Source organism: Glutamicibacter sp. M10 (genome assembly GCF_025452055.1).
GTDB lineage: Bacteria > Actinomycetota > Actinomycetes > Actinomycetales > Micrococcaceae > Glutamicibacter.
The window spans coordinates 2,612,747-2,636,711 of record NZ_CP104918.1 but is presented as its reverse complement, the minus strand read 5'-3'; the positions used below and the strand labels follow the sequence as shown (position 1 = coordinate 2,636,711).

Genomic DNA, 23,965 nt, shown 5'->3' with positions numbered 1-23,965 from the left:
GTGACCGTTTAGTTCCTATTAAGGTGTAGAAATTGCGGGTACCGGAAGTGAGTTTCGAAGTTTTGATAAGTCGATCTCGAGAGCGGGCAGAGAGGCTTGCTTAGCTATTTCTTCTATTGGCAAGCTGGCCAGATCACTCTTTGATACTGACACTCTGGAGACAGCATCCTTATCGAGGCATGAGAAAAAGTCATTGAACTTGAAATCTTTGCCGGTTAATTGCTGGTCCTGAACATCCAACCACACCCAAGGAATGCCGTAGGCTTGAGCGGTGATTAGGCCGTGAAGGGAGGAAGAAACTACTGCGTTGCTGGCAGCGATAGCGGGAATAACATCACGAATGTCCCTGCGCACGTCAACAACCTTGGTGAGCTCACCATCAGGAGTTCCGCTCAGAACCGCATCTCGGTGAACATAGTGAGGGACAAGCGCAATTTCATGTTGTTTGACGTCGGGCTTTGAGATCATGTCAGGAAGTAGCAGCGCTGGATCACCGTATACGTCGGGTACCTCCCACCCGAGGGAATCCACTAGGTTTTTCTGGGTAAGCTTTCCCCTGACAGCGTGTACTTTTATTCCCTTTAGTTGGCGTCGCACGGCAATCTCGTCATCGGACAAAGGTTTGATCAGACCGCTACCCCATACGTCCACGTTATTGCGTTTGAACCAACCAGCAACCGAACCAACGGTGTAAAGAATCCGGGTTGACTGGCCTTGCCGGTTGCCCTGAATAGGCTGGCGACCTGTCATTTGTTTTAGTAGATGAGGGCCGACCCAGTCTCCAAAATTCAAAGTTCCGGATGACCAATAGGTATTGACTGTGGTCGCCGCAGGATATGTACCGCGCTCCTCTTGCTTACGGAAAGCTAATACCAGCTCGGCGGCCGAGATCATCTTTTCAACAAGAGACTCATACCGAACGTTCAAATCCGTGGCGTGAATTTCTTTTCCGTCGGTGGTGAACGAGATTCTCGTATCGACAACCAGAAAATCGTGGAGCCATCTCTGAGAGCCGGAATTTACCCCCGTGATTCCGACAGTAAAGTCATCACTTTCGTTCGCAACTGCCCTGACCATCACGTTGGAACCGATCATAGGTACCCGTGCCGATACGGCACGTGCCGACGAATCGAAACGGGTGAATAGCTGAGTTGCCCGACTGTCGTTGGCCAGCTTCGCCACTACAACTTTCATCGCAGCTTCGTTCGCGCTCATACTTGATTCCTAATCCTGGAAGTGGAGTTTTCGTTCGTGCATTTTGCTTTCGCAACAACACAAAGACTTTACCAAAGTCTTCGGACTATCCTGGGGTTGTTCCACAAGAACGGGTCTAGAAGTGAATAGGCTGCTAACAGTTTAGATGACGATACTCGGCCATCTATAGATTGTGATAGTCCATCCGCAGCCGTTGGAAGAGCCGGAAATACTAGGGTCAGTTTTCTGCGACTACACGCGAATGTCGCACGGGGTGCCGGGATATCATCCAACAGGTATACAGCAGGCTGGGATCGTCGAAAGATTGCCAAGGATTCAGAGTCTCGCCCCCTACCTGACTGAGACATGTGTGTGTGTCTAGTCGCAAAGTAGGACCAAAACGAAGTTCAGTCGTTGGTAAAACTATGTGGCAAAGTTTCCTCGCGAAGTTGCCCAGCTGTATCCTTGTGATCAGAGTACTAGTGTGACTGACCCAATCTGGTACGCCGAAGCTGTTGGAACTTATGCGACGAAGGAATAGATTTGTGAACGTAATTGCGAATAAAGCCAAAAGACTTGGAAATAAGATAAACCGTAAGGTGCAGTCGCGAATTGACGACGTAAGCCGACTACAGGGAAAGAAAAAGTCCCTACGGAAGCTTCGGGAATCAAACGTTCGATCCGATCTAATGTTGCTTCCCTCGGCTGGCGAACAAATGTTGTTCCGAGTAACACGCAAAATGAACTTGAGTGATGTACGAAAAGATTCACAAGCGATTATCAGTCAAGTCCTCGAAGAGGAAGGGATGCTGTACTGGGAATTGCCGACAAAGGCTAACGCTCCGGCCACCATCCACACTCTGGAAGACAACGGCCGTCGACTACTTACGGTGCTACGCGGCATACCTGAACTTTCACACTGGTATTTCCAGTTCGTCCGTGAAGATGGAAAATCTGCAGGAGCCCCTCGACTTCTGCGAGAAATAAAGTGGTCCAACAGGTACAGGGCGATACGTCTCTATGAGCGCGTGGCCTACAGCCCGACGTCCAATTTCCGTGCTGGAGCAACTCAAGGTGTCGTTCTTAATTTTTGGGTTGATTCTCAAATTCCGCTGAATGTTGAAGTGAACTCTGAAACAAGCGATGATGAGACTCCTCTAGTGTTTGAAGAAGTAATTGTGGCACCGGTTTGGAATGAAAATGCAACGTTGCTTCCGAATCCGGTCAGCAGAGATGCCGAGTTCCGTAGTTCGCTAGAAAAGGCGCGGAATCCACTCGCTACACAAGTTGATTTTGAGATAGATGCGGTCTACACGTGGGTCGACGGAGCTGACGATATTTGGCAGGCCCAAAAAGCTAGCGCACTGCATGTGCTCGACGAAGAACAATTTATAGACGACGCAGTGTCAGATGCGAGGTTTGCAGACCACGATGAGCTGAAATACAGCCTGAGGTCAATCGATCAATTTGCTCCGTGGATTAGAAAAATATGGATAGTTTCCGCGGGACAGGTGCCGGCATGGCTTGACACAACTAACCCCGAGTAGAAGTTGTGTCTCACGAAGACATTTGGCCAGACACTGAAGGCTTGCCGAATTTCAATTCTCACGCCATCGAGTCGAATTTGCACCGAATCAAGGGACTTGCAGATCATTACCTGTATTTCAATGATGATTTCTTCTTGACCAGGCCGCTCGATCCATCTGCGTTCTTCTTCGGAAACGGTCTCTCACGAGTATTCTTCTCGAAAGCAATGGTTGAATTTACACCTGTATCAGTGTCGGATAACGCTTCAAGTGTTGCGGCCAAGAATGCTCGAGAACTGCTCGATTCCAAGGGCTACAGTCCTTTCTCTAGAAAGTTCTTCCACACGCCTAGTGCAATAAATAGGAAGGTTGTTGAAGCTGCTGAGAACGAATTCCAAGAAGCTTTTAAAGTAACCAGGGCCGCGCAGTTCAGAGATGCGACTGATATCGCAGTTTCTGGATCGTTCTACTTTAACTATGCGCTAGCTGTAGGCGAAGCGGTTCCAAGCCAGATCAAGTATGACTACATCGATCCGGCGACACCAGATGGCCGTAGTCGTATGCAGCGTGTAATTAATCGTCGTGATAAGGACTGTATCGTCATCAATGATGGTTCAACACCTGAGTCCGTTGAGGAACGCACACGAACCGATGCTTTTATTCGCGATTCATTGGAACTCTTGCTACCCGTAAAGAGTAAATTCGAGCTGTAATCGCTTCTTGTAGCGTCAATTTTCTAGCCTACGGTGATAACATGTCACCGTAGGCTAGCTTTATTTTATTACAAATAGGATTCATAAAATATGAAGATATTATCAATTATTCCTGATATTGGCCCAGGCGGTCTCACAGGTGCTGTTTTAAATAGAATGTCTCTACTTGCTGAAGCGGGCAATGAGGCCGCCGTCTTTCTGTATCAGTTCATGCCTAATTTTGACCTGGAGATCGACGAGCAGAAGCAGAGTGGTAGGTTACGCCCAAATGTTAAAATCTATAACCCGTACGACTACTTCGATAAACTTTTTCATCCAGATCCGGCTATCGGCCGGAGAACTTCAATTCTCCGAACCAGCATGTAACACATAATTCCAATGAGATAATCGAAACATATTTCGACGAGAATCTCGTAATGCAAGCGAAAGTGTTTCGCGCGCTTGGAACTCGAAAACTGACAAAAATTCAATATTTTAATCAATCCTCTTCGCTCAGCAAGGAAGAGGTCTATTATAGTCGTTCGTCTCCATTTATCGTTCGTTATTTCGAAAATGGCCATCTGGTTAATGAAAGCTTTTTGAGTAAGAATGGGTACTGCTATCTTAAGCAGGAGATAAACCCGAAGACGGGCCGATATAGCGGTTTCTGGTCCTGGGGCGTAGATGGAGAGGTCAAGTTCTACAAAAGTATATGGGACTGGCGTCGAGACTTCGTCAGAGATGTAGTCTGCGCGAAGTCTACTGAAAATATACTGCTATGCGATGGCAATAACGTTCCTCCTCAATTTCTGCGCATGAGAAATGAGCGGTTTAGAGTATTCGCCGTTATTCATATGAATCATCGTGGGACTAATGATAAATTGCGGAAGCATTACGCGGCTTATTTTGATCGTTTAGGCGAGTTTGATGGTGTCATTTGTTTGACTGAAGAGCAGGCCCAGGAATTGCGCCGTGAATTCAGTGTCAACGATTCATTGTTTGTAGTTCCGAATCGGATTGCATCGTTAGACAGGAGCGTCGTGATGGCTGAACAGCGCATTTATGATGCGACGGTTATTTCACGATTGGAAACTGGCAAGGGCGTCGAGGATGCGGTTGATGCATTCAAATTTGTCGTGGACCGTTTGCCGTCAGCACAGCTATCAATCTTCGGCTCAGGAAGTGAACGGGAACGAATCGAAAAAGCTGTAATCAGGAACGGGCTTCGTGACAACGTGACTCTACGGGGTGTGACAAGCGCGCCTATGCTGGAAATGAGCCGTTCTAAAGTTTTCATGTTTACCTCTGAGAGTGAAGGCTTTGGACTGACTATCGCGGAAGCAATGTCTTCCGGTGCTCCAGTTGTTGCATTTGATTGTAAATATGGCCCCGCTTCACTTATCTCTAACGGCATGAATGGATTTCTGGTTCAGGGTAGAAGTAACTTCGAACTTGCTGATAACGTTGTAAGATTGTTGGATGATGATTTAATGAGATCTGAGTTCTCTCACAAATCCATGGAATGGTTTGACAACAACCTTTCAGATTCGGCAATTATGCAACGTTGGAATCTGGCATTTAATTTAAAGTGAAATGAAAATATCCCTGTTTTCTTAGGATTAAAAATTGATGAACCAAACTGCAATATTTGTTGACGCTGGATTCTTACTCTCACTTGGCGGTCACCGCGCCGCTGGTACAACCCTAAGATCAGCATTTACTACTCACTACGAATCGTTAGTACGGGGAATCGTTCAGACGGTAAAGAAAAATACCGGGCTGAATAATCTCCGAGTCTATTGGTATGACGCGTCCAAGGATGGACTCTTTACCGAGCAGCACAAACGCATTGGACTCATTCCTGGCGTGAAAGTTCGCCTGGGTCGAATTTCTTTCAACGGAGAGCAAAAGGGCGTGGACTTGCGTCTTGCTTTGGATTTAGTTGGTGTTGCTCGAAATCGCTCAGCTTCCATTGCCTACCTTGTCTCCGGCGATGATGATCTTGCTGAAGCTGTAGAAGAGGCTCAAGACCTCGGGATGAAGGTGGTACTTCTTGGCGTCGCTAAGTCCGATAGCAGGTTAGGCGTAGCCTCGGTGGCCGAACACTTGGCACTAACGGCGGATTACATAGAAACCATCCCTAACCAGTTATTGGATAGTGCGTTTACCAAGGTACTGGAATGGGATCAGCACCATTCGGAGACGACCTCGGCAATTGCGGGTGCTCCAACGGCTTCAGCAGTTCCTTCCGTGCCAAAGCCAGCTATTCCAACACCGGCGATGATGGCTCAAAAACCTGTGGTTCAATCGTCCGTTCAAGCGGAACCAAGCCTGGAAGTTGTGTACTCCAGTGGCGGTGAACGTCCTGGCTATAAGGGCAACGCTGCCTATGAGCAACAAGAGCTTAAGGTAGCCGAAGAGATTGGTGCAAAGGTCGCTGAGTCATGGCTTGCCTTTACCACGCAGTCTGAAGTGGTGGAATTAATGGCTGATAAGCCACAGTTGCCACCGGAGATTGATAGGACGCTACTCAAAGACTGTGCGCAGGTGTTGGGGGAGTGGAAGACTGATCAGCAGACTGTCCGCAGAACCTTAAGAAGTGCCTTCTGGGAGTACCTAGACAAGATCATGTGACAAGCAAGCAACGACTTGAAGAACTCTAAAGCACGCAAGCTAAGGTAAATTTGTATCGTGACTTCTCAGCAGAAACCTTTTTACATCACCACTGCCATTTCCTACCCGAACGGCACTCCGCACATCGGCCACGCTTACGAGGTTGTGGCCACCGACGTGATGGCTCGATTCAAACGACTTGACGGCCACGACGTATTCTTCTTGACCGGCACTGATGAGCATGGTCAGAAGATGATGCAGACGGCTGAAAAGCTGGGAATCACGCCGGGGCAACTTGCCCAGCGCAATTCGGATGCATTCCAGACGATGAATGATGATCTGGGAACAAGCTACGACCGCTTTATCCGCACTACTGACGCGGATCACCATGCTGCAGCTCAGGAGCTGTGGCGTCGGATGGAAGCCAATGATGACATCTATCTAGACAAGTATGCTGGCTGGTATTCCGTACGCGATGAAGCGTTTTACACCGAAGAGCAAACTGAAGTCCGTGAAGACGGAATTCGCTACGCCACTGAAACCGATACCGAGGTTACGTGGACTGAAGAAGAATCCTACTTCTTCCGTCTGTCCAAGTATCAGGACAAGTTGCTGGACTACTACCAAAACAATTCTGATTTTGGAGCACCCCGTACTCGATTTAATGAGGTAGTGCGCTTTGTTGAAGGTGGTCTGACCGATCTTTCGATTTCACGAACAACCTTCGATTGGGGAATCCCGGTTCCGGGTAACGAAAAGCACGTGATGTACGTGTGGGTTGACGCACTGACCAATTACCTCACCGGTGTTGGATTCCCAGACGTTGACTCCGCTTCGTTCCAAAAGTACTGGCCGGCTGACGTACACGTTATTGGCAAGGACATTTCTCGTTTCCACGCAATCTACTGGCCAGCGTTCCTGATGTCCGCCAAGTTGCCGTTGCCTAAGCGCGTGATGATTCATGGCTTCTTGCACAACAATGGTGTGAAGATGTCTAAGTCCTTGGGCAATACTGTTTCACCTGACGATTTTGTGAACCGTTATGGACTAGATCAGGTGCGTTATTTCTTCCTCCGCGAGGTACCGTTCGGTGCGGACGGAAGTTACAACCACGAAACCATTGTCGCTCGCATCAATGGCGACCTTGCCAATAACTTTGGCAATTTGGCTCAGCGTTCATTGTCCATGGTGGCTAAGAACTGTGGGGAGTCGTTCCGACTCCTGCAGAGTTTGTTGCCGAGGATCAGGAAATTCTTGATGCTGCTGGCAAACTGTTGGAGATTAGTCGAGATGCCTACTCGCGCCAAGAGTTTAGCAAGGCGCTTGAAGCTGTTTGGCACGTGCTTGGTGATACCAACGCGTACTTCGCAGAGCAAGAGCCATGGAAGCTCAAGAAGACAGATCCTGAGCGCATGGCCACTGTCTTGTACGTAACCATCGAGGTAGTCCGTAAGGTCGCCTTGCTCTTGCAGCCAGTTTTGCCTCAGACCATGACTGCCATGCTTAATTCGCTGGCTGTTGGCGAGGGTTCGGCTCGCACCTTCGAATACTTCGACACTGCTTTGGTTCCTGGCACGGAATTGCCAGCTCCGAAGCCAGTCTTCCCGCGGTACGAAGAAGAAAAGTAAATTTAGCTTCTGATAGAGAATGCCGGCCTTACAGGACTTCGGTCAATTGATTTCCTTGCAAGGCCGGTATTTGTCATACCTACGGGCTAACTACTCCGGTCTGGTAAGCGATGACAACGGCCTGCACACGGTCGCGGGCTTGAAGCTTTGAGAGAATGTGGCCGACATGTGTTTTGACAGTTGCCTCAGATAGGAACAATTCTTGAGCGATTTCTGGATTTGAGCGACCCCGTGCAATCAGGCCAAAGACTTCTCGCTCACGGCGGGTCAGTGAATCGACCAGACCCGCTAACTGTTCATTGCAAGGAGCCGAAGCCTTTTTCATCAATGGCGCCATATGATCCAGTAGTCGTCGCGTTGTTGAAGGCGCAATGACTGCATCTCCGCGATTGACCGTCCGAATTGACTCCAGAAGTTCTTCAGGAGGGGCGTCTTTGAGGAGGAATCCGCTAGCGCCCGCCTGGATGGCACTGAAGGCGTATTCATCCATGTCGAATGTGGTCAGAACAATGACCTTTGGTCCGTCTGCTGCTGGCTTTGATGGGCCAAGCAAACGCTGGGTGGCTTCTATGCCGTCCATCTCAGGCATGCGAACATCCATAAGGATGACATCGGCTTGTGAGGTCAGGGAGAAGCTATCGCTTCTCGACCGTTACCTGCTTCAGCAATGACTTGCATGTCATCTTGTGAATCGATGAGCATTCGAAATCCGCTACGAACCAGTAGCTGATCATCAACCAATGCGACTTTGATGGCATTGATATTTTCCATGTGTGTTTAGTCCTCAGAGTATGGGATGAATACTGCTACGGCGTATCCGCCGGATGGTTGTGCGCCGGAAGTACAAGTACCGTCGTACAAGGCTACTCGTTCTTTCATTCCGATTAGCCCTTGTCCATTGCCCTCTAATTTGATGGCCCCGGCACCGCGCCCGTTGTCTGTAATGCGAAGATCAAGGCCACGGTAAGTCCACGTGAGTAACACCTCAGCAACTACGTTGGTGCCGGCATGTTTCAGAACGTTGGTCAAGGATTCTTGAATACACCGATATGCGGTGAGCTCTGCTCCGGCGGGTAGGTCCTTGCGCGGTGTGCCAGCTATTTCCAGCTTCGCTTCGAGTCCGGAGTTCCTAGCTATTTCAACCAGGTCATCCACATCAGTTAAGGAGGGCAACGGACGATTTTGGAGTTCTTCATCCTTGCGAAGCACGCCCAAGAGCCGGCGCATTTCTTTGAGTGAGGCACGACCAGTATCAGAGACAGTCTTCAAAGTGTCGATTGCAATTTGCGGATCTTTGACCGCTGCATAGCGTGCGCCATTTGCTTGGGTAATGATCACAGAGAGTGAGTGAGCAACGATATCGTGCATTTCTCGGGCAATATGGTTTCGCTCGTCTGAGGCAGCCAAAGCCCGTTCCATGATTCGTTCGTTCTCCAGTCTGTCTGCGTGATCCTTCAAAGATTTCATAGCTAGTCTGCGCGTCCGCGCCAGGTCACCAAAGGTCCACGATAGGGTAACGAGCAGCGCCAAGCCCACGAAGGAAAAGATCATGTCAGCGGAGAACCCAGTTGAGACTTCTGGACTGTACTGAGATGGGCTGAAAAGCTTGAAGGTCGCGAGTATGGCGCCTAGAAACCCGAGAGCAAGCGTACCGAATGACTGCCAGCGTTTCCCGTACACGGCCATGGTGTAGATCATTATCGGCACTGAAATCTGAGACGGAAGAATCAGGCCATCAAAGGCCAGCTGCAGCAGGTGCCCCACGGCAATAACCAGAGTCACTGCCCATGGGAATCGTCTGCGGACCATCATTGGAGCGGATTGCAAAAGGGCAATCGCAAAAATGGACAACATTGCAGAGCCCGACATGGAGCCGGTTAGACCGATGGTGCCGGGCACGCAGAAAAGTGTGTAGACAAGCCCGGTGATGAAATCTACGCGTCGGGGATTCGCGCGGATCCAACCGTCAATGCGACGGTGGGGATTAGCAAGAAACAATGCTTCCTTCAATTCAGTGGTGTCAGTTGCGGACAGGTGAAACCGATACAGCGGAGTCCGATAGATCTAGGATATCGAGTCGTTGAGACAGTGCACGTCATGCTCAGGTTTGAAGTCTGCAGCTGAAAGTCGCAGGGTTCTCATAATATGAGACACACTCTCACATGTTGGACTTTGGTCGCTAGAATTGAACCATGGCAAATGAAATTGATATTGCGGTCATTCCAGGTGACGGGATTGGCCCAGAAGTTATAACTGAAGCGGTCAAGGTTCTAAAGTTCGTCACTAATGGTGGCAGGCAAGACGTCAAGCTCACTTACTACAAACTTGGCGCAGAACACTGGCTTGAAACTGGTGAGACTCTCCCAGATGAGACGCTGACTGCGATCAAGCAGCACGACTCCATTCTTTTTGGTGCCGTAGGCGCAGCTCCTGGTGATACTCGTATTCCTTCAGGAATCATTGAACGTGAATTGCTGTTGAAGCTTCGCTTCTCCTTGGATCACTTCGTGAATCTACGTCCATCCAAGCTCTATGCAGGCATCGAGAGCCCGCTGGCTAACCCGGGCAACATTGACTTTGTCGTTGTTCGTGAAGGTACCGAAGGACCATATGTCGGCAATGGTGGTTCGGTGCGCACCGGAACCGCGCACGAAATTGCCACCGAGGTTTCGGTGAACACTGCCTACGGTGTTGAGCGAGTGGTTCGTGATGCATTCCGCCGCGCTTCAGAACGCGAACGTAAGCACGTGACTTTGGTTCACAAGCACAACGTCTTGGTGCACGCAGGTCACTTGTGGAAGCGAACCGTGGAAGCAGTTGCTGAGGAATTCCCTGAAGTTACTCATGACTATCTGCACGTTGATGCGGCCACGATTTTCTTGACCACGGACCCATCTCGTTTTGATGTCATCGTTACTGACAACCTGTTTGGTGACATCTTGACTGACCAGGCCGGAGCCATAACTGGCGGTATCGGACTAGCTGCCAGCGGCAATATCAACATGGAGCGCACCTACCCTTCAATGTTTGAACCGGTACATGGATCCGCTCCTGATATTGCTGGCCAGCAAAAGGCTGATCCAACGGCTGCCATACTGTCTGTGGCTTTGATGCTTGATCATCTCGGATTGTCAGAAGAAGCGCGCACTGTTGAGCAAGCTGTTGAAAAAGAGATCACTTCGCGTCAGGAATTGACCGATAATCGCACCACAAGTGAAATCGGCGATGCAATTGTCGCTCTACTGGCATAAGCTGAAAACAGACGTTTCCGGTTAGTTTCTAACCGGTGGCAATTCCACGAACGGATGTTCCGCGTAAACGTGGGGCATCCGTTCTTTTGATTATTGAGCTAGGAAGTCCAAGAGTAGATGGAATTCACCGAAAATCTTTCAACAAGTCGCAAGAGCGCCCAGGAGCGCGCCAGCGTTTTGGCTAACCCAGGCTTTGGAGATTTCTTCACTGACCACACTGCAGTTGTCGATTGGACCTCCAATGAAGGTGGCCGCGATGGTCAGTGGCATGACGCTCGAATTGAACCCTACGGTCCAATCGCCATGGATCCTGCCGCCTCGGTGCTTCACTACGGTCAGGAGATCTTTGAGGGTCTGAAGGCATACCGTCACGAGGACGGCTCAGTTTGGAGCTTCCGTCCGCGGGCTAACGCTGCGCGCTTGAACAAGTCTGCACAGCGGTTGGCTCTGCCGCAGCTGGACGAGGACGTGTTTGTTGATTCCTTGAAGAAGCTTGTTGCTACCGATGTCGAGTGGGTCCCAACTGGTGAAGGTGAAGCTCTCTACCTGCGCCCGTTCATGATTGCTACTGAAGCTTTCCTTGGAGTGCGCGCTGCGCGAGAAGTTTCTTACCGCGTCATCGCCTCTCCAGCCGGTAATTACTTCGGGGAGAGCTCAAGCCTGTGGCCATCTGGGTTTCCAAAGACTACGCCCGAGCCGGGCGTGGTGGTACTGGCTCTGCTAAGTGTGGAGGCAATTATGCTGCTTCCCTGATTGCCCAGCTGGAAGCGGAAGAGCACGGCTGCAAGCAGGTCTTGTTCCTGGATTCGTTCAACGACAATGCTGTTGAAGAGCTTGGCGGCATGAACGTTTTCTTTGTAACAAAAGATCAGAAGCTCATCACTCCTGCACTGACCGGGACAATCCTTGAAGGTGTCACCCGTTCGTCTGTCATTCAGCTTGCCAAGGATCGTGGCATGGAGGTTGAAGAGCGCAAGATTACCCTTGACGAATGGCGTGACGGAATCGCTTCAGGCGAAATCACCGAAGCATTCGCTTGTGGTACGGCCGCAGTCATTACTCCGATTGGTGTGCTCAAAAATGGAGATGAACTTATCGGAAACGAAAGTGCTCCAGCAGGTGAAGTGACCATGTCTATCCGTGAAGAACTCTTGGGAATCCAGCTGGGTACCGTTGAAGATCGACACGGTTGGCTTGAGCGCTTGGCTTAGAGGCCATAACAAACGACTACGATGGTCTCGGGATTATTTCCCGAGGCCTTCGTTTAATTGGAAAAGGATTATTATGCACGTTCTGGTTACTGGTGGTGCTGGCTACATAGGATCACACACTGTCCTTCAGCTGTTGCAAGAAGGTCACCAAGTTTCGGTCTTAGATAACTTTAGTAATTCTTCGCCAGAATCGATCCGTCGGGTTATTGAATTGTCAGGTTTGTCGGTAAACCTGCATAAAGTGGATCTTTTAGACGAAGATCTGCTCAAAGCGACTTTGGTAAGCGCTAAACCAGATGCGGTAATCCATTTTGCCGGTTTGAAGGCAGTTGGTGAATCGGTCAGCCAACCGCTTAAGTACTACAGAAACAACGTAACCGGAACTCTTAATCTGTTGGATGCGATGGGTCTGGCCGGATGTCGAACCTTGGTGTTTAGTTCTTCTGCCACTGTTTATGGCGAGTCTGTCGCTCTGCCCTTAGTAGAAGCTACGCCACGGAGTGCGACCAACCCATATGGACGCACCAAGCTTCACATAGAAGAGATGTTAGAGGAGCTGGGTGCTTCAGACGAACGCTGGTCAATTGCGAATCTTCGCTATTTCAATCCGGTTGGTGCCCACGAATCTGGGCAAATCGGCGAGGATCCGCAAGGTGTCCCAAATAACCTCATGCCATACGTTGCCCAAGTTGCTATCGGGCGTCGCGACAAAGTGAGTGTTTACGGTGGGGACTACCAGACACCAGATGGAACTGGTGTCAGAGACTACATTCACGTAGAAGATCTGGCGGCCGGGCACTTGGCAGCGCTGGACTTCCTTCGCAAGTCCGTCGGAGTGCACGTTTGGAATCTTGGCACGGGCGCAGGCTCAAGCGTGTTGGAAGTTATCGATGCTTTTAGAAGAGTCTCGGGTCAACCTGTGGCGTATGAAATCGTTGACCGTCGACTTGGTGACGTTGCTGAGAGCTACGCTAACCCCGAGAAGGCCCGTCTTGAACTCGGTTGGAAAGCCGAGCGAGGGCTGGAACAAATGGTTGAAGACATGTGGCGTTGGCAGAAGCAAAACCCTTTGGGTTTTGAGGCTGACCACCTGCTCGAACCAACAGACGAAGAAATCGTCGCCTATCTCGGACGAGAATAGTCGTTTCGGACTAAACACGCTTGTGGTAGGGATATAGACTGGTAATTATGCGTATTGCTCGATTTGTAGTTGATGGCGACCCAATCTATGGCGTTGTTGATGGAAATGATATTCACGTTCTCGCGGGCGACCCGTTCTTCCAGGGAATCAAGACAACTGGTGCGACCCATAGCTTGGATGACGTTCGGCTTGTCGCGCCGATCATTCCTCGTTCCAAAGTTGTCGGATTCGGCCGCACCTATCGCGAACATGCCAAGGAGCTAGGTAACGAGATTCCAAAGGAACCGATCATGTTCCTTAAACCCAACACCTCGGTAGTTGGTCACGGAGACCCGGTCACTCTGCCAGCATTCTCTGAAGAAGTTTCTTTCGAGGGTGAACTGGCTGTGGTCATTGGCCGCATTTGCAAGGATGTTCCAGCAGACAAAGCTCAAGACGTTATCTTTGGCTACACAGTGGCAAATGATCTGACCGCACGGGACGCACAGCGATCAGATCCGCAGTGGGCACGCGCCAAGGGGTTCGACGGATCTTGCCCACTGGGTCCTTGGATCGAAACTGAACTCGCAGACCCAGACGACGTTGGCATTGTGACTCGCGTTAACGGGGAAGTCCGTCAGGACGGATCTACTAACGAGATGATCTGGCCAGTGAACGAACTAGTGGCTCGCGCCTCCGAGGCCTTCACCCTCCTGCCAGGTGATGTCATCATGACCGGTACTCCAGCGGGTGTTGGTTTGGTTGAAGCTGGAGACGTAGTTGAAATTGAAGTTGAGGGCATTGGCTCCTTGCGAAGTGTATTTAGACGTTAAGTATCGTCTACTAGGCAGACAGGCCCTCCCTAGCTATCCTGCCTAACTTGCCATCATCAAATTGGTGGAACCGCACTGGCTCTCGATCATTTATGTGATCGGGAGCCTTGCGGTTTAACTGCAACTTTCAGCTTCAAAGGCATAGAATGTAGACACCATGACTGATCTATCGCTGATTCCTGAAGTAACCGAAGACACCCCAGTACGCGTTCGCTTTTGCCCATCACCCACAGGTACGCCACACGTTGGCTTGATCCGCACGGCCCTGTTCAACTGGGCCTACGCTCGTCATACCGGTGGAAAGATGATTTTCCGCATCGAAGACACCGACGCAAAGCGCGACTCGGAAGAAAGCTACAACCAAGTGCTTGAAGCATTGGGCTGGTTGGGCATCGACTGGGACGAAGGCGTCAATGTGGGTGGACCACACGAGCCTTACCGTCAGTCACAGCGAGGCGAGATCTACCAAGATGTCATTGCAAAGCTTCGTGCAGCTGGACACGTATACGAGTCCTACTCCACCCCGGAAGAAGTAGAGGAGCGCCACAAGGCTGCTGGTCGTGACCCTAAGCTGGGCTACGACAACTTTGACCGTGAACTCACCGATGAGCAGAAAGCAGCGTTCAAGGCAGAAGGCCGCGAGCCAGTCTTGCGCGTTCGCATGCCGGATCACGATGTGACCTTCAACGACCTTGTTCGAGGAGAGATCACCTTCAAACCAGGCACTGTTCCGGACTACGTTGTAGTCCGCGCCAACGGACAGCCGCTTTACACGCTGGTCAACCCTATCGATGACGCGTTGATGGGTATCACTCACGTGCTTCGTGGCGAAGACTTGCTGTCTTCTACTCCACGTCAGGTTGTCCTGTACGCACTGCTCCACGACATTGGTGTTGCACAGTACATGCCACGCTTTGGTCACCTGCCATACGTTATGGGGCAGGGCAACAAGAAGCTTTCCAAGCGTGATCCAGAATCAAGCTTGTTCTTGCACCGTGACAACGGCTTCATCCCAGAAGGCCTGCTGAACTACTTGGCTCTTCTTGGTTGGTCCCTGAGCGCTGATGAAGATATCTTCTCGCGTGATCAGCTTATTGAAGCCTTTGACGTGACGGACGTGCTGTCTAACCCAGCACGCTTTGACGTGAAGAAGGCCGAAGCTATCAACGGTACTCACGTGCGCATGCTTGAGCCACAAGATTTCCGTGACCGTTTGGTTCCTTACCTTCAGGCTGCTCAGCTTGTTGGTGAAGAACTTACCGCGCGCGAAAATGAGATCTTGGATCAGGCTGCTCCACTGGTGCAGGAACGCATTGCCTTGCTCGGCGAAGCTACAGACATGCTTGAGTTCCTCTTCAAATCAGATGATCAGATCGTTATCGCTGACAATGCGCTTAAGGGCATGCCAGCTAACTTGGTCGAGGTCGTTGATGCATCAGTAGCCGCTTTGGAAACTGTCAGCGAATGGAATGCTGAACAGATTCAGGTTGCCCTGCGTGCAAAGCTCGTTGACGAACTGGAATTGAAGCCTCGTCAGGCATTTGGTCCAGCTCGTGTTGCCATCTCAGGCAAGCGAGTTTCTCCTCCGCTTTTCGAGTCAATGGAAATCCTGGGACGCGAATCGAGCCTGAACCGCCTGCGTGCATTCGGTGAAAGCCGATAGATAGCCACTGAAGGTTTTCTTGCTTTGAACCGTCGCTCCGAGGCGCCGCAGCATTTTTGTTGTAGCCCTCGGGGCGACGTTTTTGTGTCACGGACGCGTTGGTCTACCTGCGACGCAGAACTCTCTGTTTCGTTCTTGGCTAGCCGTAGGAAGAGTGCGTTAATTCACAGATACTAAACACTGGGTTCTGTGCTTGATAAAGGTCAACTGAACTGAGCTTTTCCGCACCATGTCGCGCAATATCTCCTTAGAAACGAACACAGTTCACGATTTGTGTTGATAATCGTAGAGCTGTATAGTTTTATCTCGTGCTGCGGGAGTGACCGGAAATCAGAAGTATCTGAATTCCCTAAACCTCCAAGTCACATTGGGATATGGTGTAATTGGCAACACAGCAGTTTCTGGTTCTGTCGTTCTAGGTTCGAGTCCTGGTATCCCAGCGCTTCACCAAAGCAATTTGGTGAGTTGAAGATCCGTCTTCAGCATACGGCCCCATCGTATAGCGGCCTAGTACTCCGCCCTCTCACGGCGGCAACACGGGTTCGAATCCCGTTGGGGTCACCATATTAAAACCACGGAGAAATCCGTGGTTTTTTCTTTTGCCCCAAAATTCTGCGTTGGGCTCTCCTTAATCACCGTTGTCATAAGGCAAGATGGTGCACATGGAGTCGAATTCAGATCAGAGCGAAAACGCAGCAAGTATTGTTGCCAGTGGTAGAGGATTCAGCAGCGTCGCCACCCAGAACCTGACTGAACTACGAGACACACTCGCCGAATTAGTCTTTGTTCACGGCCCTTCAGAAGCTGTGTCCCAAAGCGAAGAGCTGCGTGCCAAAACCTTGCACCAGATTGCTGATTACCTACTGCCTCGCGTATCAAACTTGGGAGCGCCGTTGCTCGCCGTGGTTGGCGGGTCTACCGGTTCAGGAAAATCAACTTTGGTGAATTCACTGCTGGGGGAGCAAGTCAGCGTTTCCGGTGCCGTGAGGCCAACCACTCGCACTCCCGTCCTTGCATTTAATCCTGCAGACCAAACATTTTTCGATTCGGAACGCGTATTACCGGAACTCATCCGAGTAACCGGGCAGGGCTTCGCTGTTGGCGGGGACTCATCTCGAAGTGATGCGCTGCTCATGACTCCACACGAACGCGTTCCGCAAGGTCTAGCAATTTTGGACGCGCCGGATATTGACTCGGTATCTGACGATAATCGAGCGCTTGCGGGACAGCTTTTGAACGCCGCTGATTTGTGGATTTTTGTCACCACAGCTAACCGGTATGCCGATGCTCTACCGTGGGATCTGCTCACCGACGCCGGCGTTCGAAACATTACTGTGTGCGTCGTACTCAATCGCGTACCTCTGGGCGCTGAGAAAGATATCGTCCCTGATCTACGACGACTGCTAACGGAAAAGAATCTTGATCCTGCGCTGCTTCACGTACTGAACGAGACGCAGCTAAGCGAGGACAAGCTAATTCCGGCAGACCAAGTAGCTCCACTATCTCAGTGGCTTAGCGAGCTGGCTGCGGATGCGACCAGACGACAGCAACTAGCCGCCCAGACGCTTGAGGGAGCAATGCGCAGAACCACAGCTGATGCAGGTGAGCTGTTGGCTGAAGTGCAAGATCAGGAGAGCCAACTTGCTGAACTTCGCAAACTAACTTCCGACAGGTTCGATCAAGCGCTGGCGAGAATTAATGAAGGGTTAGACGACGGTTCGCTTCTTCGAGGCGAAATCTTGTCCCGGTGGCAAGACTTCGTTGGCGCAGGTGAGCTACTTCGCGGGATTGAAGGTGCCGTTGGCCGCATGCGCGATCGCGTGAGTTCGTTCTTCTCTGGACGGCCAGCCGCGACTCATAAAGTGGAACAGGCGATTGAATCTGGACTCCATACAGTTTTCATTGCAGAAATTACCAATGCCTGCCACGACATAGACAGATCTTGGAAAAACACACCTCTGGGGCAAGTGCTTCGAGGCGAACTCAGTTCGCCTCGGCCCGCCGCTGACTTTAATGAGCAAGCTGCCGACAGTATTCGGCTATGGCAAAAAGACATTCTTGAGATGATCCGTGAAGAAGGTGCGGGCAAACGCAAGACAGCCCGCATGGCTGCATTTGGTGTTAATGGAGTCGCGGTGATCTTGATGGTGGTGGTCTTTGCCTCTACCGCTGGGCTCACCGGGCTAGAGATCGGTATTGCCGGTGGCTCTGCGGTAGTTGGCCAGAAGGTCTTGGAAGCGATTTTTGGTGAGGACGCTGTGCGTCGCATGGCTTCACGAGCACGAAAAATGCTTGATACGCGAGCAAAAGCACTCATTGCAAATACATCTGAGATCTACACAAATGAAATAGACGGACACTCGCAGCCTGAGGTTGTAGAGTCATTGAACCGTGCAACGGAGAGCCTGAACAGCAAGGGGGCCCGCAAATGACGGAACGCAAAGTAGTCCGCGCAGCCAATGGTCTTGATCAGCAGATCAACAGCGTCGTCCAAGCGATGCAACTTGCTGAACCATACCTGGACACGGAGAGTATAGATTTAGCCGCTGCAGTCATCAACAAAGCTGAATCACGTCGTCAACTATCAGCTGACCACGTAGTAGTTGGGTTATTCGGGGCTACCGGAAGCGGAAAATCCACACTCTTCAACGCACTCGTTGGCCAGAAGCTAGCAACCACAGGGGTCATTCGTCCTACAACAACAAAGACCGTCGCAGCCATTTGGGAGACCGAAGGTGCCAACGAACTTCTTGATTGGCTAGAAGTCACTGACCGCCACGTCATTGAGAAGTCTGCGGAAGGGAAAAGAAGGGTAACCAAGAAGTCCCTAGACTCAGGCTTGATGCTCTTGGATCTGCCCGATATGGACTCTACAAGAGTAGAACACCACGAAATTGCCACCCGGCTGGTTGGTCAAGTGGACTTCTTAGTCTGGGTGTTAGATCCCCAGAAGTACGCCGACGCGTCGATTCATCATGGATATCTGAATTCCTTGCGCAGTCAGCAGGGAAATATTGTGATTGTCCTGAACCAAATCGACAAGGTTGCAGAATCAGACCGCAAGAACGTCGTGCATTCACTGCGCGAGATCCTCGCGCAATCTGGTCTTGAACGGTTGCCGGTAGTTTGTGCTTCTGCAGTGACTGGCGAGGGTCTGGACGAGGTTCAGAAGCAGATTGCAACTGTCGCTAAGAACAAGGCTTTGTCTACTCGGCGTTTACGTTCTGACGTAGATCAAGTTATCCATAAGCTCAACGGTGATTTGAGTACCGAAAAGGTGCGTTTGCCGGGGCAAATGCATCAAGCAGAGCTTGAACAGACAATTGCCAATGCGCATGGAGCAAAGTACATCGCTGATGCTGTTGAAACTTCGTACAAGCTTCGTGGCGCGCAACGCACCGGCTGGCCACTGACCACGTGGTTGATCCGACTGCGAAATGACCCGTTGCAGAGAATGAATTTGGGGCGTAGTAGGCAAACTTCTGATTTGTCCATTACTTCGCGTCCAGAGCGTTCGGTCGCAGAATCCGCGGCTATTGATCATGGGATCGACAAGTACGTAGCAGAGGCTACAAGTCAATTGCCGGAGAGCTGGCATGAACCGATTAGAGATGATGTCAGCGCAAACGTTACTTCGTTGGACAGCGCAGTAGACTCAGCCATCGCCGCAACACCACTTGGGGTGGAACGTTCTTCTTGGTGGTGGCCAGTGATCAAGTTTGTTCAGTGGGTGGCACTGCTCGCTGCACTGGCAGGGGCTCTTTGGCTCGCGGCCTACCCGGTGGCCGGTTACTTCCAATTTGACCTGCCAGAAGCACCGCGCATAGAGGGCATAGCCGTACCAACGTTGGTTCTTGTCATTGGTGTGTTGCTTGGCGTGGTGCTGGGTATAGGTTGCTCGTTCGTCAATCGAATAGTGGCTAAAGTTAAAGGTAGAAAAGCGTTGAAGAATATTCAACGTTCTGTGTCGGGTTTGGTCCGGACGGCAATCGTTGATCCGGTTGATCAGTACCTGAACATTTACAACAGTTATGCCGAACTCATCAGCTCGGCAGCAAAGAAAGCCGAATAGAACTCCGTGACTAATTTTCAATCCGAAGCTACGGTTGGTGACCTTGGCGAGCAAGGAATACTTGACGCCATTTTGCCGCTTCTTGATTCAAGCAAAGCGAGCTTGGGTCCCGGTGACGACGCGGGTGCGTTGCGCGTGGCCGGGGAGAAGTTCTCGTTTCGGTTGACACGCTAGTTGAAAATCAAGACTTCAGATTGGTCTGGCCCAGCGGTCAAGAACACAAGGCTTATGACATTGGGTGGAAGTCAATTGCCCAAAACGTCTCTGATATCAACGCAATGGGTGGCAAATCCACGGGGGCTGTTATCTCGCTATCCCTTCCTGGAAACACGCTATTGGAGTGGGCCAAGGATTTTGCGCAGGGCGTTACGGATGCAATCAAGTATCTCGGAGCAGAGGAACTGACTATCCTCGGCGGTGATCTTGGAAAGGCATCAGAAATTTCGGTGACTACCACGGTGCTCGGTGAATCTGAGCATGGAAAAATTCTGCGTAGCGGTGCCAAGCCGGGTGACCTTTTAGCTGTGGCTGGCCATTTGGGTGATGCTGGTGCTGGTCTAGAAGTACTGGAGCATCAAAGCGACTCAGCAGCCTGGAACAGAGCTGTGCGTCGGTTAGTCGCTGGACAGTGTAGGCCTGTGCCTCCACTGGGCTCTGGACCTCGCGCCGCAGAAGCTGGTGTTCATGCACTAATGGATATTTCGGATGGGCTGATTCGTGACAGCACCCGGATGGCTAAAGCCAGCGGTGTGAGCGTTGATTTTGATCTTGAGGTTCTCAAGAAATTTGCTGAACGGTTAAAGCCAGCTGCCGCGTTGACCAAGCAAGAGCCGATGAAGTGGGTTTTGCACGGAGGTGAGGATTTTGGACTCCTGGCTGCTTTCCCGAAGGCTTCGGATGTGCCAGAAGAGTTCACTGTCATTGGCAAAGTCACTGCCCGCAGTGGCCGTCGGTCTGTAGTGGCTGTGGGTGGCAAGCCCGTCGTTGAAGGCGCGGGCTTTGATCACTTCAGCTAATTCAGCCTAGCGACCACAGCGTAGTGCAACTCAGCGCTTAGACGTGGTCGTTCTGAACGCGCAGTAGTTCGGAAAGTTCGTGGGTCGCGCTGGTCACCGCTTCATGGTGTATCTTGCCGGGCTGTCGGGTTAGACGTTCAATCGGGCCTGACAGCGATAACGCGGCGATGACTCTTCCAGACTGTCCGCGGACTGGAGCTGAAACAGAAGCGACGCCTGGTTCACGTTCGCCTAGTGATTGGGCCCAACCGCGTCTGCGCACGCCGGCGAGGATTGTTGGAGTGAAGCGGGCATGGTGAAGTCCATCAACCATGCGTTCATTGTCTTCCCACGCAAGCAGGATCTGGGCGGCGGAGCCTGCCTTCATGGATAGCTGTGTTCCTACCGGAATGGTGTCTCGTAAGCCGATAGGTCGTTCTGCGCTGGCAATACACACACGGAAGTCACCCTGCTTGCGGAAAATCTGAGTACTCTCACCGGTGATATCTCGAAGCTTAATCAGAATCGGTCCAGCGGCGCTCACAAGACGGTCTTCGCCGGCGGCGCTAGCCAGCTCTACTAACCGGTTGCCCAGCTCAAAACGTCCATGCATGTCTCGTCCAACGAGTCCGTGATGCACCAAGGATTGAGCAATTCGATGCACTGTGGGACGTGAAATATCGGTCAGGTCCACAAGCTGAGAAAGGGAAGTGGGTCCATTCTCAAGCGCGTTGAGAATAGCCGCTGCTTTGTCGAGTACGCCTACACCGCTACCAATAGTCATACAGTCAGTATCACGTCTCATTATTTGAGATTCAAGTCCGCATACTGGAAAAGACTCTCTGTGAAGTGTCAAAGTTGAACTACCACAATTACGTAGCTTGAGGAGTGTGTCGCATGTCCGTCATGCAGTCGCCCCAGACATTGGCAGAAAAAGTTTGGAACGCACACGTTGTGCGCCATGGAGAAGGCAACGGCGAAGCCCGTCAGCCTGATTTGATCTACATTGATCTCCACCTATTACACGAGGTGACCTCCCCGCAGGCCTTTGAAGGTTTGCGCTTAGCGGGACGTCAACTTCGTCGCCCAGATCTGACCATTGCGACAGAAGATCACAACACTCCCACGCTTGAAATCGATAAGCCTATTGCTGATCTCACCAGCCGTACGCAGATTGAAACCTTGCGCGAGAACTGTAAAGAGTTCGGCGTGCGTCTGCACTCGCTGGGTGACAAGGAACAGGGAATCGTTCACGTTGTCGGCCCCCAGCTGGGGCTGACCCAGCCTGGCATGACTGTTGTTTGCGGAGACTCTCACACCTCAACCCACGGTGCCTTCGGCGCTTTGGCATTTGGTATCGGAACTTCCGAAGTTGAACACGTCATGGCTACTCAGTCTTTGAGCCTGAAGCCTTTTAAGACCATGGCCATCAACGTCGAGGGCACTCTGAAGCCGGGCGTTACCGCGAAGGATATTATCTTGGCTGTTATTGCCAAGATCGGTACCGGTGGCGGCCAAGGTTACGTACTTGAATACCGCGGTTCAGCAATTCGTTCACTGTCCATGGACGCACGTATGACCATCTGTAACATGTCAATTGAAGCTGGCGCTCGCGCTGGCATGATTGCTCCAGATGAAACGACTTTTGAATACGTCAAGGGACGTCCACACGCGCCACAAGGCGAAGACTGGGATGCAGCAGTTGCCAACTGGAACACCTTGCATTCTGATGAAGGCGCGAGCTTTGACGCAGAAGTCTTCCTGAATGCTGATGAACTTGAGTCGTTTGTCACCTGGGGTACTAACCCTGGTCAAGGCGTTTCGCTCTCGCAGAGTGTTCCTTCTCCGGAAGATTATGAAGACGAGAATGACCGTAAGGCTTGCGAACGCGCATTGACCTACATGGGCCTGACTGGCGGAACGCCAATGAAGGACATTCGTGTTGACACAGTCTTCTTAGGATCGTGCACAAACTCCCGCATGGAAGATCTGCGAGCGGCTGCAGAAGTAGTCAAGGGCAAGGTTAAAGATCCAAACGTGCGGATGATTGTCGTTCCTGGTTCGGCTCGCGTTCGCTTGGAAGCCGAAGCAGAAGGCTTGGATCAGATATTCAAAGACTTTGGAGCAGAATGGCGTTTCGCCGGTTGCTCAATGTGCCTGGGAATGAATCCAGACCAGTTGGACGAAGGGGAGCGTTGCGCTTCGACCTCCAACCGAAACTTTGAAGGACGTCAGGGCAAGGGTGGGCGTACCCACTTGGTGTCACCCCTGGTTGCAGCTGCAACCGCAGTGCGCGGAACCCTGTCTTCACCTAGCGACCTGGCCAATACTCCGGCCGCAGTCTAGAAAGGATTACCATCATGGAAAAGATTCTTACTCATACCGGCATTGGTGTCCCACTGCGTCAGAGCAACGTGGACACGGATCAGATCATCCCCGCCGTTTATCTGAAGCGTATTACGCGTACTGGGTTTGAGGATGCCTTGTTTGCTGGCTGGCGCCGAGACGAGAACTTCATCCTGAACAAGGAACCGTTCAACGCAGGTTCGGTGTTGGTAGCAGGCCCGGACTTCGGTACCGGTTCTTCCCGTGAGCACGCAGTATGGGCGCTGAAAGACTACGGCTTCAAAGCTGTAATCTCAGCTCGATTTGCTGATATCTTCCGTGGGAACTCTGGCAAGCAGGGATTGGTTGCTGCCGAGGTTGCTCAAAGCGATATTGAGCTGATCTGGAAGGAACTGGAGAATAATCCAGGCACTACAGTGAGCGTTGATCTTGAAGCACGCACGGTTCAGTGTGGATCGATTTCTGCTCCATTCCAAATTGATGATTACACTCGCTGGCGCCTGATGGAAGGTTTGGATGACATCGGGCTGACCTTGCAGCAGGAAGACGCCATCACGGCGTATGAAGCCACGCGTCCAGGATACAAGCCAAGAACCCTGCCTGCTAAAACCGCCGGATAATTCTCACGCGCTATTGCGGAATAATAGGTCCGTTCTCATCTGTTCAAATAGGTGAAGAACGGACCTACCTTCTTTAAGGACGCACATACCGTGCGAGAAGGCTGACGTGGCTGAAAGCATGCTCACAATGTGTGCGCCACACGATGACCTGAACGTATCAACAGCCTGATAAGCGGTATGCTTGCTAAGTCCTGCCAGTTC

16 protein-coding genes, 2 tRNA genes and 4 pseudogenes are annotated in these 23,965 nt (G+C 51.3%); 18 read left to right on the top strand and 4 right to left on the bottom strand.

The annotated features are described in order from the left end of the window. Positions 1–18 precede the first annotated feature (18 nt). Positions 19–1,215, bottom strand: coding sequence for a polysaccharide pyruvyl transferase family protein (locus N6V40_RS12925; RefSeq protein WP_262197921.1), 1,197 nt, complete (start codon positions 1,213–1,215; stop codon positions 19–21). 503 nt (positions 1,216–1,718) lie between these two features. Here N6V40_RS12925 and N6V40_RS12920 point away from each other — a divergent pair. From N6V40_RS12920 to metG, 6 genes and pseudogenes are all read left to right on the top strand, one after another. Beyond that, positions 1,719–2,866: pseudogene (locus N6V40_RS12920) on the top strand (stealth family protein); the annotation flags it as partial. An 81-nt stretch (positions 2,867–2,947) separates the two neighbouring features. Beyond that, positions 2,948–3,433 carry a stealth conserved region 3 domain-containing protein gene (locus N6V40_RS12915; protein WP_262199742.1) on the top strand — a complete coding sequence of 162 codons (486 nt, stop codon included), beginning with the start codon at positions 2,948–2,950 and terminating at the stop codon, positions 3,431–3,433. Positions 3,434–3,523: 90 nt separating this feature from the next. Continuing rightward, positions 3,524–3,799 (top strand): hypothetical protein, encoded by a 276-nt coding sequence (locus N6V40_RS12910; protein ID WP_262197920.1) that lies wholly within the window; start codon positions 3,524–3,526, stop codon positions 3,797–3,799. Between the two features lie 50 nt (positions 3,800–3,849). Beyond that, positions 3,850–5,004, top strand: a complete 1,155-nt coding sequence (locus tag N6V40_RS12905; protein ID WP_262197919.1) for a glycosyltransferase — start codon at positions 3,850–3,852, stop codon at positions 5,002–5,004. A 37-nt stretch (positions 5,005–5,041) separates the two neighbouring features. Further along, entirely contained in the window at positions 5,042–6,046 is a 1,005-nt protein-coding gene (locus N6V40_RS12900; RefSeq protein WP_262197918.1) for an NYN domain-containing protein, read from the top strand. Positions 6,047–6,103: 57 nt separating this feature from the next. Beyond that, a pseudogene (metG, locus tag N6V40_RS12895) lies at positions 6,104–7,653 on the top strand (methionine--tRNA ligase). 79 nt (positions 7,654–7,732) lie between these two features. On the opposite strand, the pseudogene N6V40_RS12890 reads toward metG, so the two are convergent. Beyond that, positions 7,733–8,424 (bottom strand): annotated as a pseudogene (locus N6V40_RS12890) (response regulator). A 6-nt stretch (positions 8,425–8,430) separates the two neighbouring features. Next, positions 8,431–9,651 (bottom strand): sensor histidine kinase, encoded by a 1,221-nt coding sequence (locus N6V40_RS12885; RefSeq protein WP_262197917.1) that lies wholly within the window; start codon positions 9,649–9,651, stop codon positions 8,431–8,433. Between the two features lie 194 nt (positions 9,652–9,845). On the opposite strand from N6V40_RS12885, the gene N6V40_RS12880 reads away from it, so the two are divergent. The 10 genes and pseudogenes from N6V40_RS12880 to thiL all read left to right on the top strand — a co-directional run bounded on the left by N6V40_RS12880 (position 9,846) and on the right by thiL (position 20,819). Further along, positions 9,846–10,904, top strand: coding sequence for a 3-isopropylmalate dehydrogenase (locus N6V40_RS12880; protein ID WP_262197916.1), 1,059 nt, complete (start codon positions 9,846–9,848; stop codon positions 10,902–10,904). Positions 10,905–11,021: 117 nt separating this feature from the next. Beyond that, a pseudogene (locus tag N6V40_RS12875) lies at positions 11,022–12,115 on the top strand (branched-chain amino acid aminotransferase). Between the two features lie 73 nt (positions 12,116–12,188). After that, entirely contained in the window at positions 12,189–13,256 is a 1,068-nt protein-coding gene (gene galE / locus N6V40_RS12870; protein WP_262197915.1) for a UDP-glucose 4-epimerase GalE, read from the top strand. Between the two features lie 47 nt (positions 13,257–13,303). Next, a complete protein-coding gene (locus N6V40_RS12865; RefSeq protein ID WP_262197914.1) occupies positions 13,304–14,068 on the top strand; it encodes a fumarylacetoacetate hydrolase family protein in 765 nt (254 codons plus the stop codon). Positions 14,069–14,225: 157 nt separating this feature from the next. Next, entirely contained in the window at positions 14,226–15,731 is a 1,506-nt protein-coding gene (gene gltX / locus N6V40_RS12860; RefSeq protein ID WP_262197913.1) for a glutamate--tRNA ligase, read from the top strand. 368 nt (positions 15,732–16,099) lie between these two features. Next, a tRNA-Gln gene (locus N6V40_RS12855) sits at positions 16,100–16,171 on the top strand. Positions 16,172–16,219: 48 nt separating this feature from the next. After that, a tRNA-Glu gene (locus tag N6V40_RS12850) sits at positions 16,220–16,295 on the top strand. Between the two features lie 98 nt (positions 16,296–16,393). Then, positions 16,394–18,163 carry a dynamin family protein gene (locus tag N6V40_RS12845; RefSeq protein WP_262197912.1) on the top strand — a complete coding sequence of 590 codons (1,770 nt, stop codon included), beginning with the start codon at positions 16,394–16,396 and terminating at the stop codon, positions 18,161–18,163. Next, on the top strand, positions 18,160–19,803 hold the full coding sequence (locus tag N6V40_RS12840; protein ID WP_262197911.1) for a GTPase: 1,644 nt from the start codon (positions 18,160–18,162) through the stop codon (positions 19,801–19,803). Before N6V40_RS12845 ends, N6V40_RS12840 begins: the two co-directional genes overlap by 4 nt. 194 nt (positions 19,804–19,997) lie before the next feature. Then, a complete protein-coding gene (gene thiL, locus N6V40_RS12835; RefSeq protein ID WP_396267842.1) occupies positions 19,998–20,819 on the top strand; it encodes a thiamine-phosphate kinase in 822 nt (273 codons plus the stop codon). A gap of 37 nt (positions 20,820–20,856) precedes the next feature. Here thiL and N6V40_RS12830 read toward each other — a convergent pair whose 3' ends face one another. Further along, positions 20,857–21,582, bottom strand: coding sequence for an IclR family transcriptional regulator (locus tag N6V40_RS12830; RefSeq protein ID WP_262197910.1), 726 nt, complete (start codon positions 21,580–21,582; stop codon positions 20,857–20,859). A gap of 122 nt (positions 21,583–21,704) precedes the next feature. Between N6V40_RS12830 and leuC the strand changes: the two genes are divergently transcribed. Both leuC and leuD read left to right on the top strand, forming a co-directional pair. Then, positions 21,705–23,144 (top strand): 3-isopropylmalate dehydratase large subunit, encoded by a 1,440-nt coding sequence (gene leuC / locus N6V40_RS12825; RefSeq protein ID WP_262199741.1) that lies wholly within the window; start codon positions 21,705–21,707, stop codon positions 23,142–23,144. 14 nt (positions 23,145–23,158) lie between these two features. After that, positions 23,159–23,764 (top strand): 3-isopropylmalate dehydratase small subunit, encoded by a 606-nt coding sequence (gene leuD, locus N6V40_RS12820; protein ID WP_262197909.1) that lies wholly within the window; start codon positions 23,159–23,161, stop codon positions 23,762–23,764. Positions 23,765–23,965: the final 201 nt, after the last annotated feature.

What these genes read in the sequence shown, in the direction of transcription:
- leuD (WP_262197909.1), top strand. Translation starts at nt 23,159, where the DNA reads ATGGAAAAGATTCTTACTCATACCGGCATTGGTGTCCCACTGCGTCAG.
- galE (WP_262197915.1), top strand. Translation starts at nt 12,189, where the DNA reads ATGCACGTTCTGGTTACTGGTGGTGCTGGCTACATAGGATCACACACT.
- N6V40_RS12865 (WP_262197914.1), top strand. Translation starts at nt 13,304, where the DNA reads ATGCGTATTGCTCGATTTGTAGTTGATGGCGACCCAATCTATGGCGTT.
- gltX (WP_262197913.1), top strand. Translation starts at nt 14,226, where the DNA reads ATGACTGATCTATCGCTGATTCCTGAAGTAACCGAAGACACCCCAGTA.
- N6V40_RS12925 (WP_262197921.1), bottom strand. Translation starts at nt 1,215, where the DNA reads ATGAGCGCGAACGAAGCTGCGATGAAAGTTGTAGTGGCGAAGCTGGCC.
- N6V40_RS12840 (WP_262197911.1), top strand. Translation starts at nt 18,160, where the DNA reads ATGACGGAACGCAAAGTAGTCCGCGCAGCCAATGGTCTTGATCAGCAG.
- N6V40_RS12830 (WP_262197910.1), bottom strand. Translation starts at nt 21,582, where the DNA reads ATGACTATTGGTAGCGGTGTAGGCGTACTCGACAAAGCAGCGGCTATT.
- leuC (WP_262199741.1), top strand. Translation starts at nt 21,705, where the DNA reads ATGCAGTCGCCCCAGACATTGGCAGAAAAAGTTTGGAACGCACACGTT.
- N6V40_RS12845 (WP_262197912.1), top strand. Translation starts at nt 16,394, where the DNA reads ATGGAGTCGAATTCAGATCAGAGCGAAAACGCAGCAAGTATTGTTGCC.
- N6V40_RS12880 (WP_262197916.1), top strand. Translation starts at nt 9,846, where the DNA reads ATGGCAAATGAAATTGATATTGCGGTCATTCCAGGTGACGGGATTGGC.
- N6V40_RS12905 (WP_262197919.1), top strand. Translation starts at nt 3,850, where the DNA reads ATGCAAGCGAAAGTGTTTCGCGCGCTTGGAACTCGAAAACTGACAAAA.
- N6V40_RS12900 (WP_262197918.1), top strand. Translation starts at nt 5,042, where the DNA reads ATGAACCAAACTGCAATATTTGTTGACGCTGGATTCTTACTCTCACTT.
- N6V40_RS12915 (WP_262199742.1), top strand. Translation starts at nt 2,948, where the DNA reads ATGGTTGAATTTACACCTGTATCAGTGTCGGATAACGCTTCAAGTGTT.
- N6V40_RS12910 (WP_262197920.1), top strand. Translation starts at nt 3,524, where the DNA reads ATGAAGATATTATCAATTATTCCTGATATTGGCCCAGGCGGTCTCACA.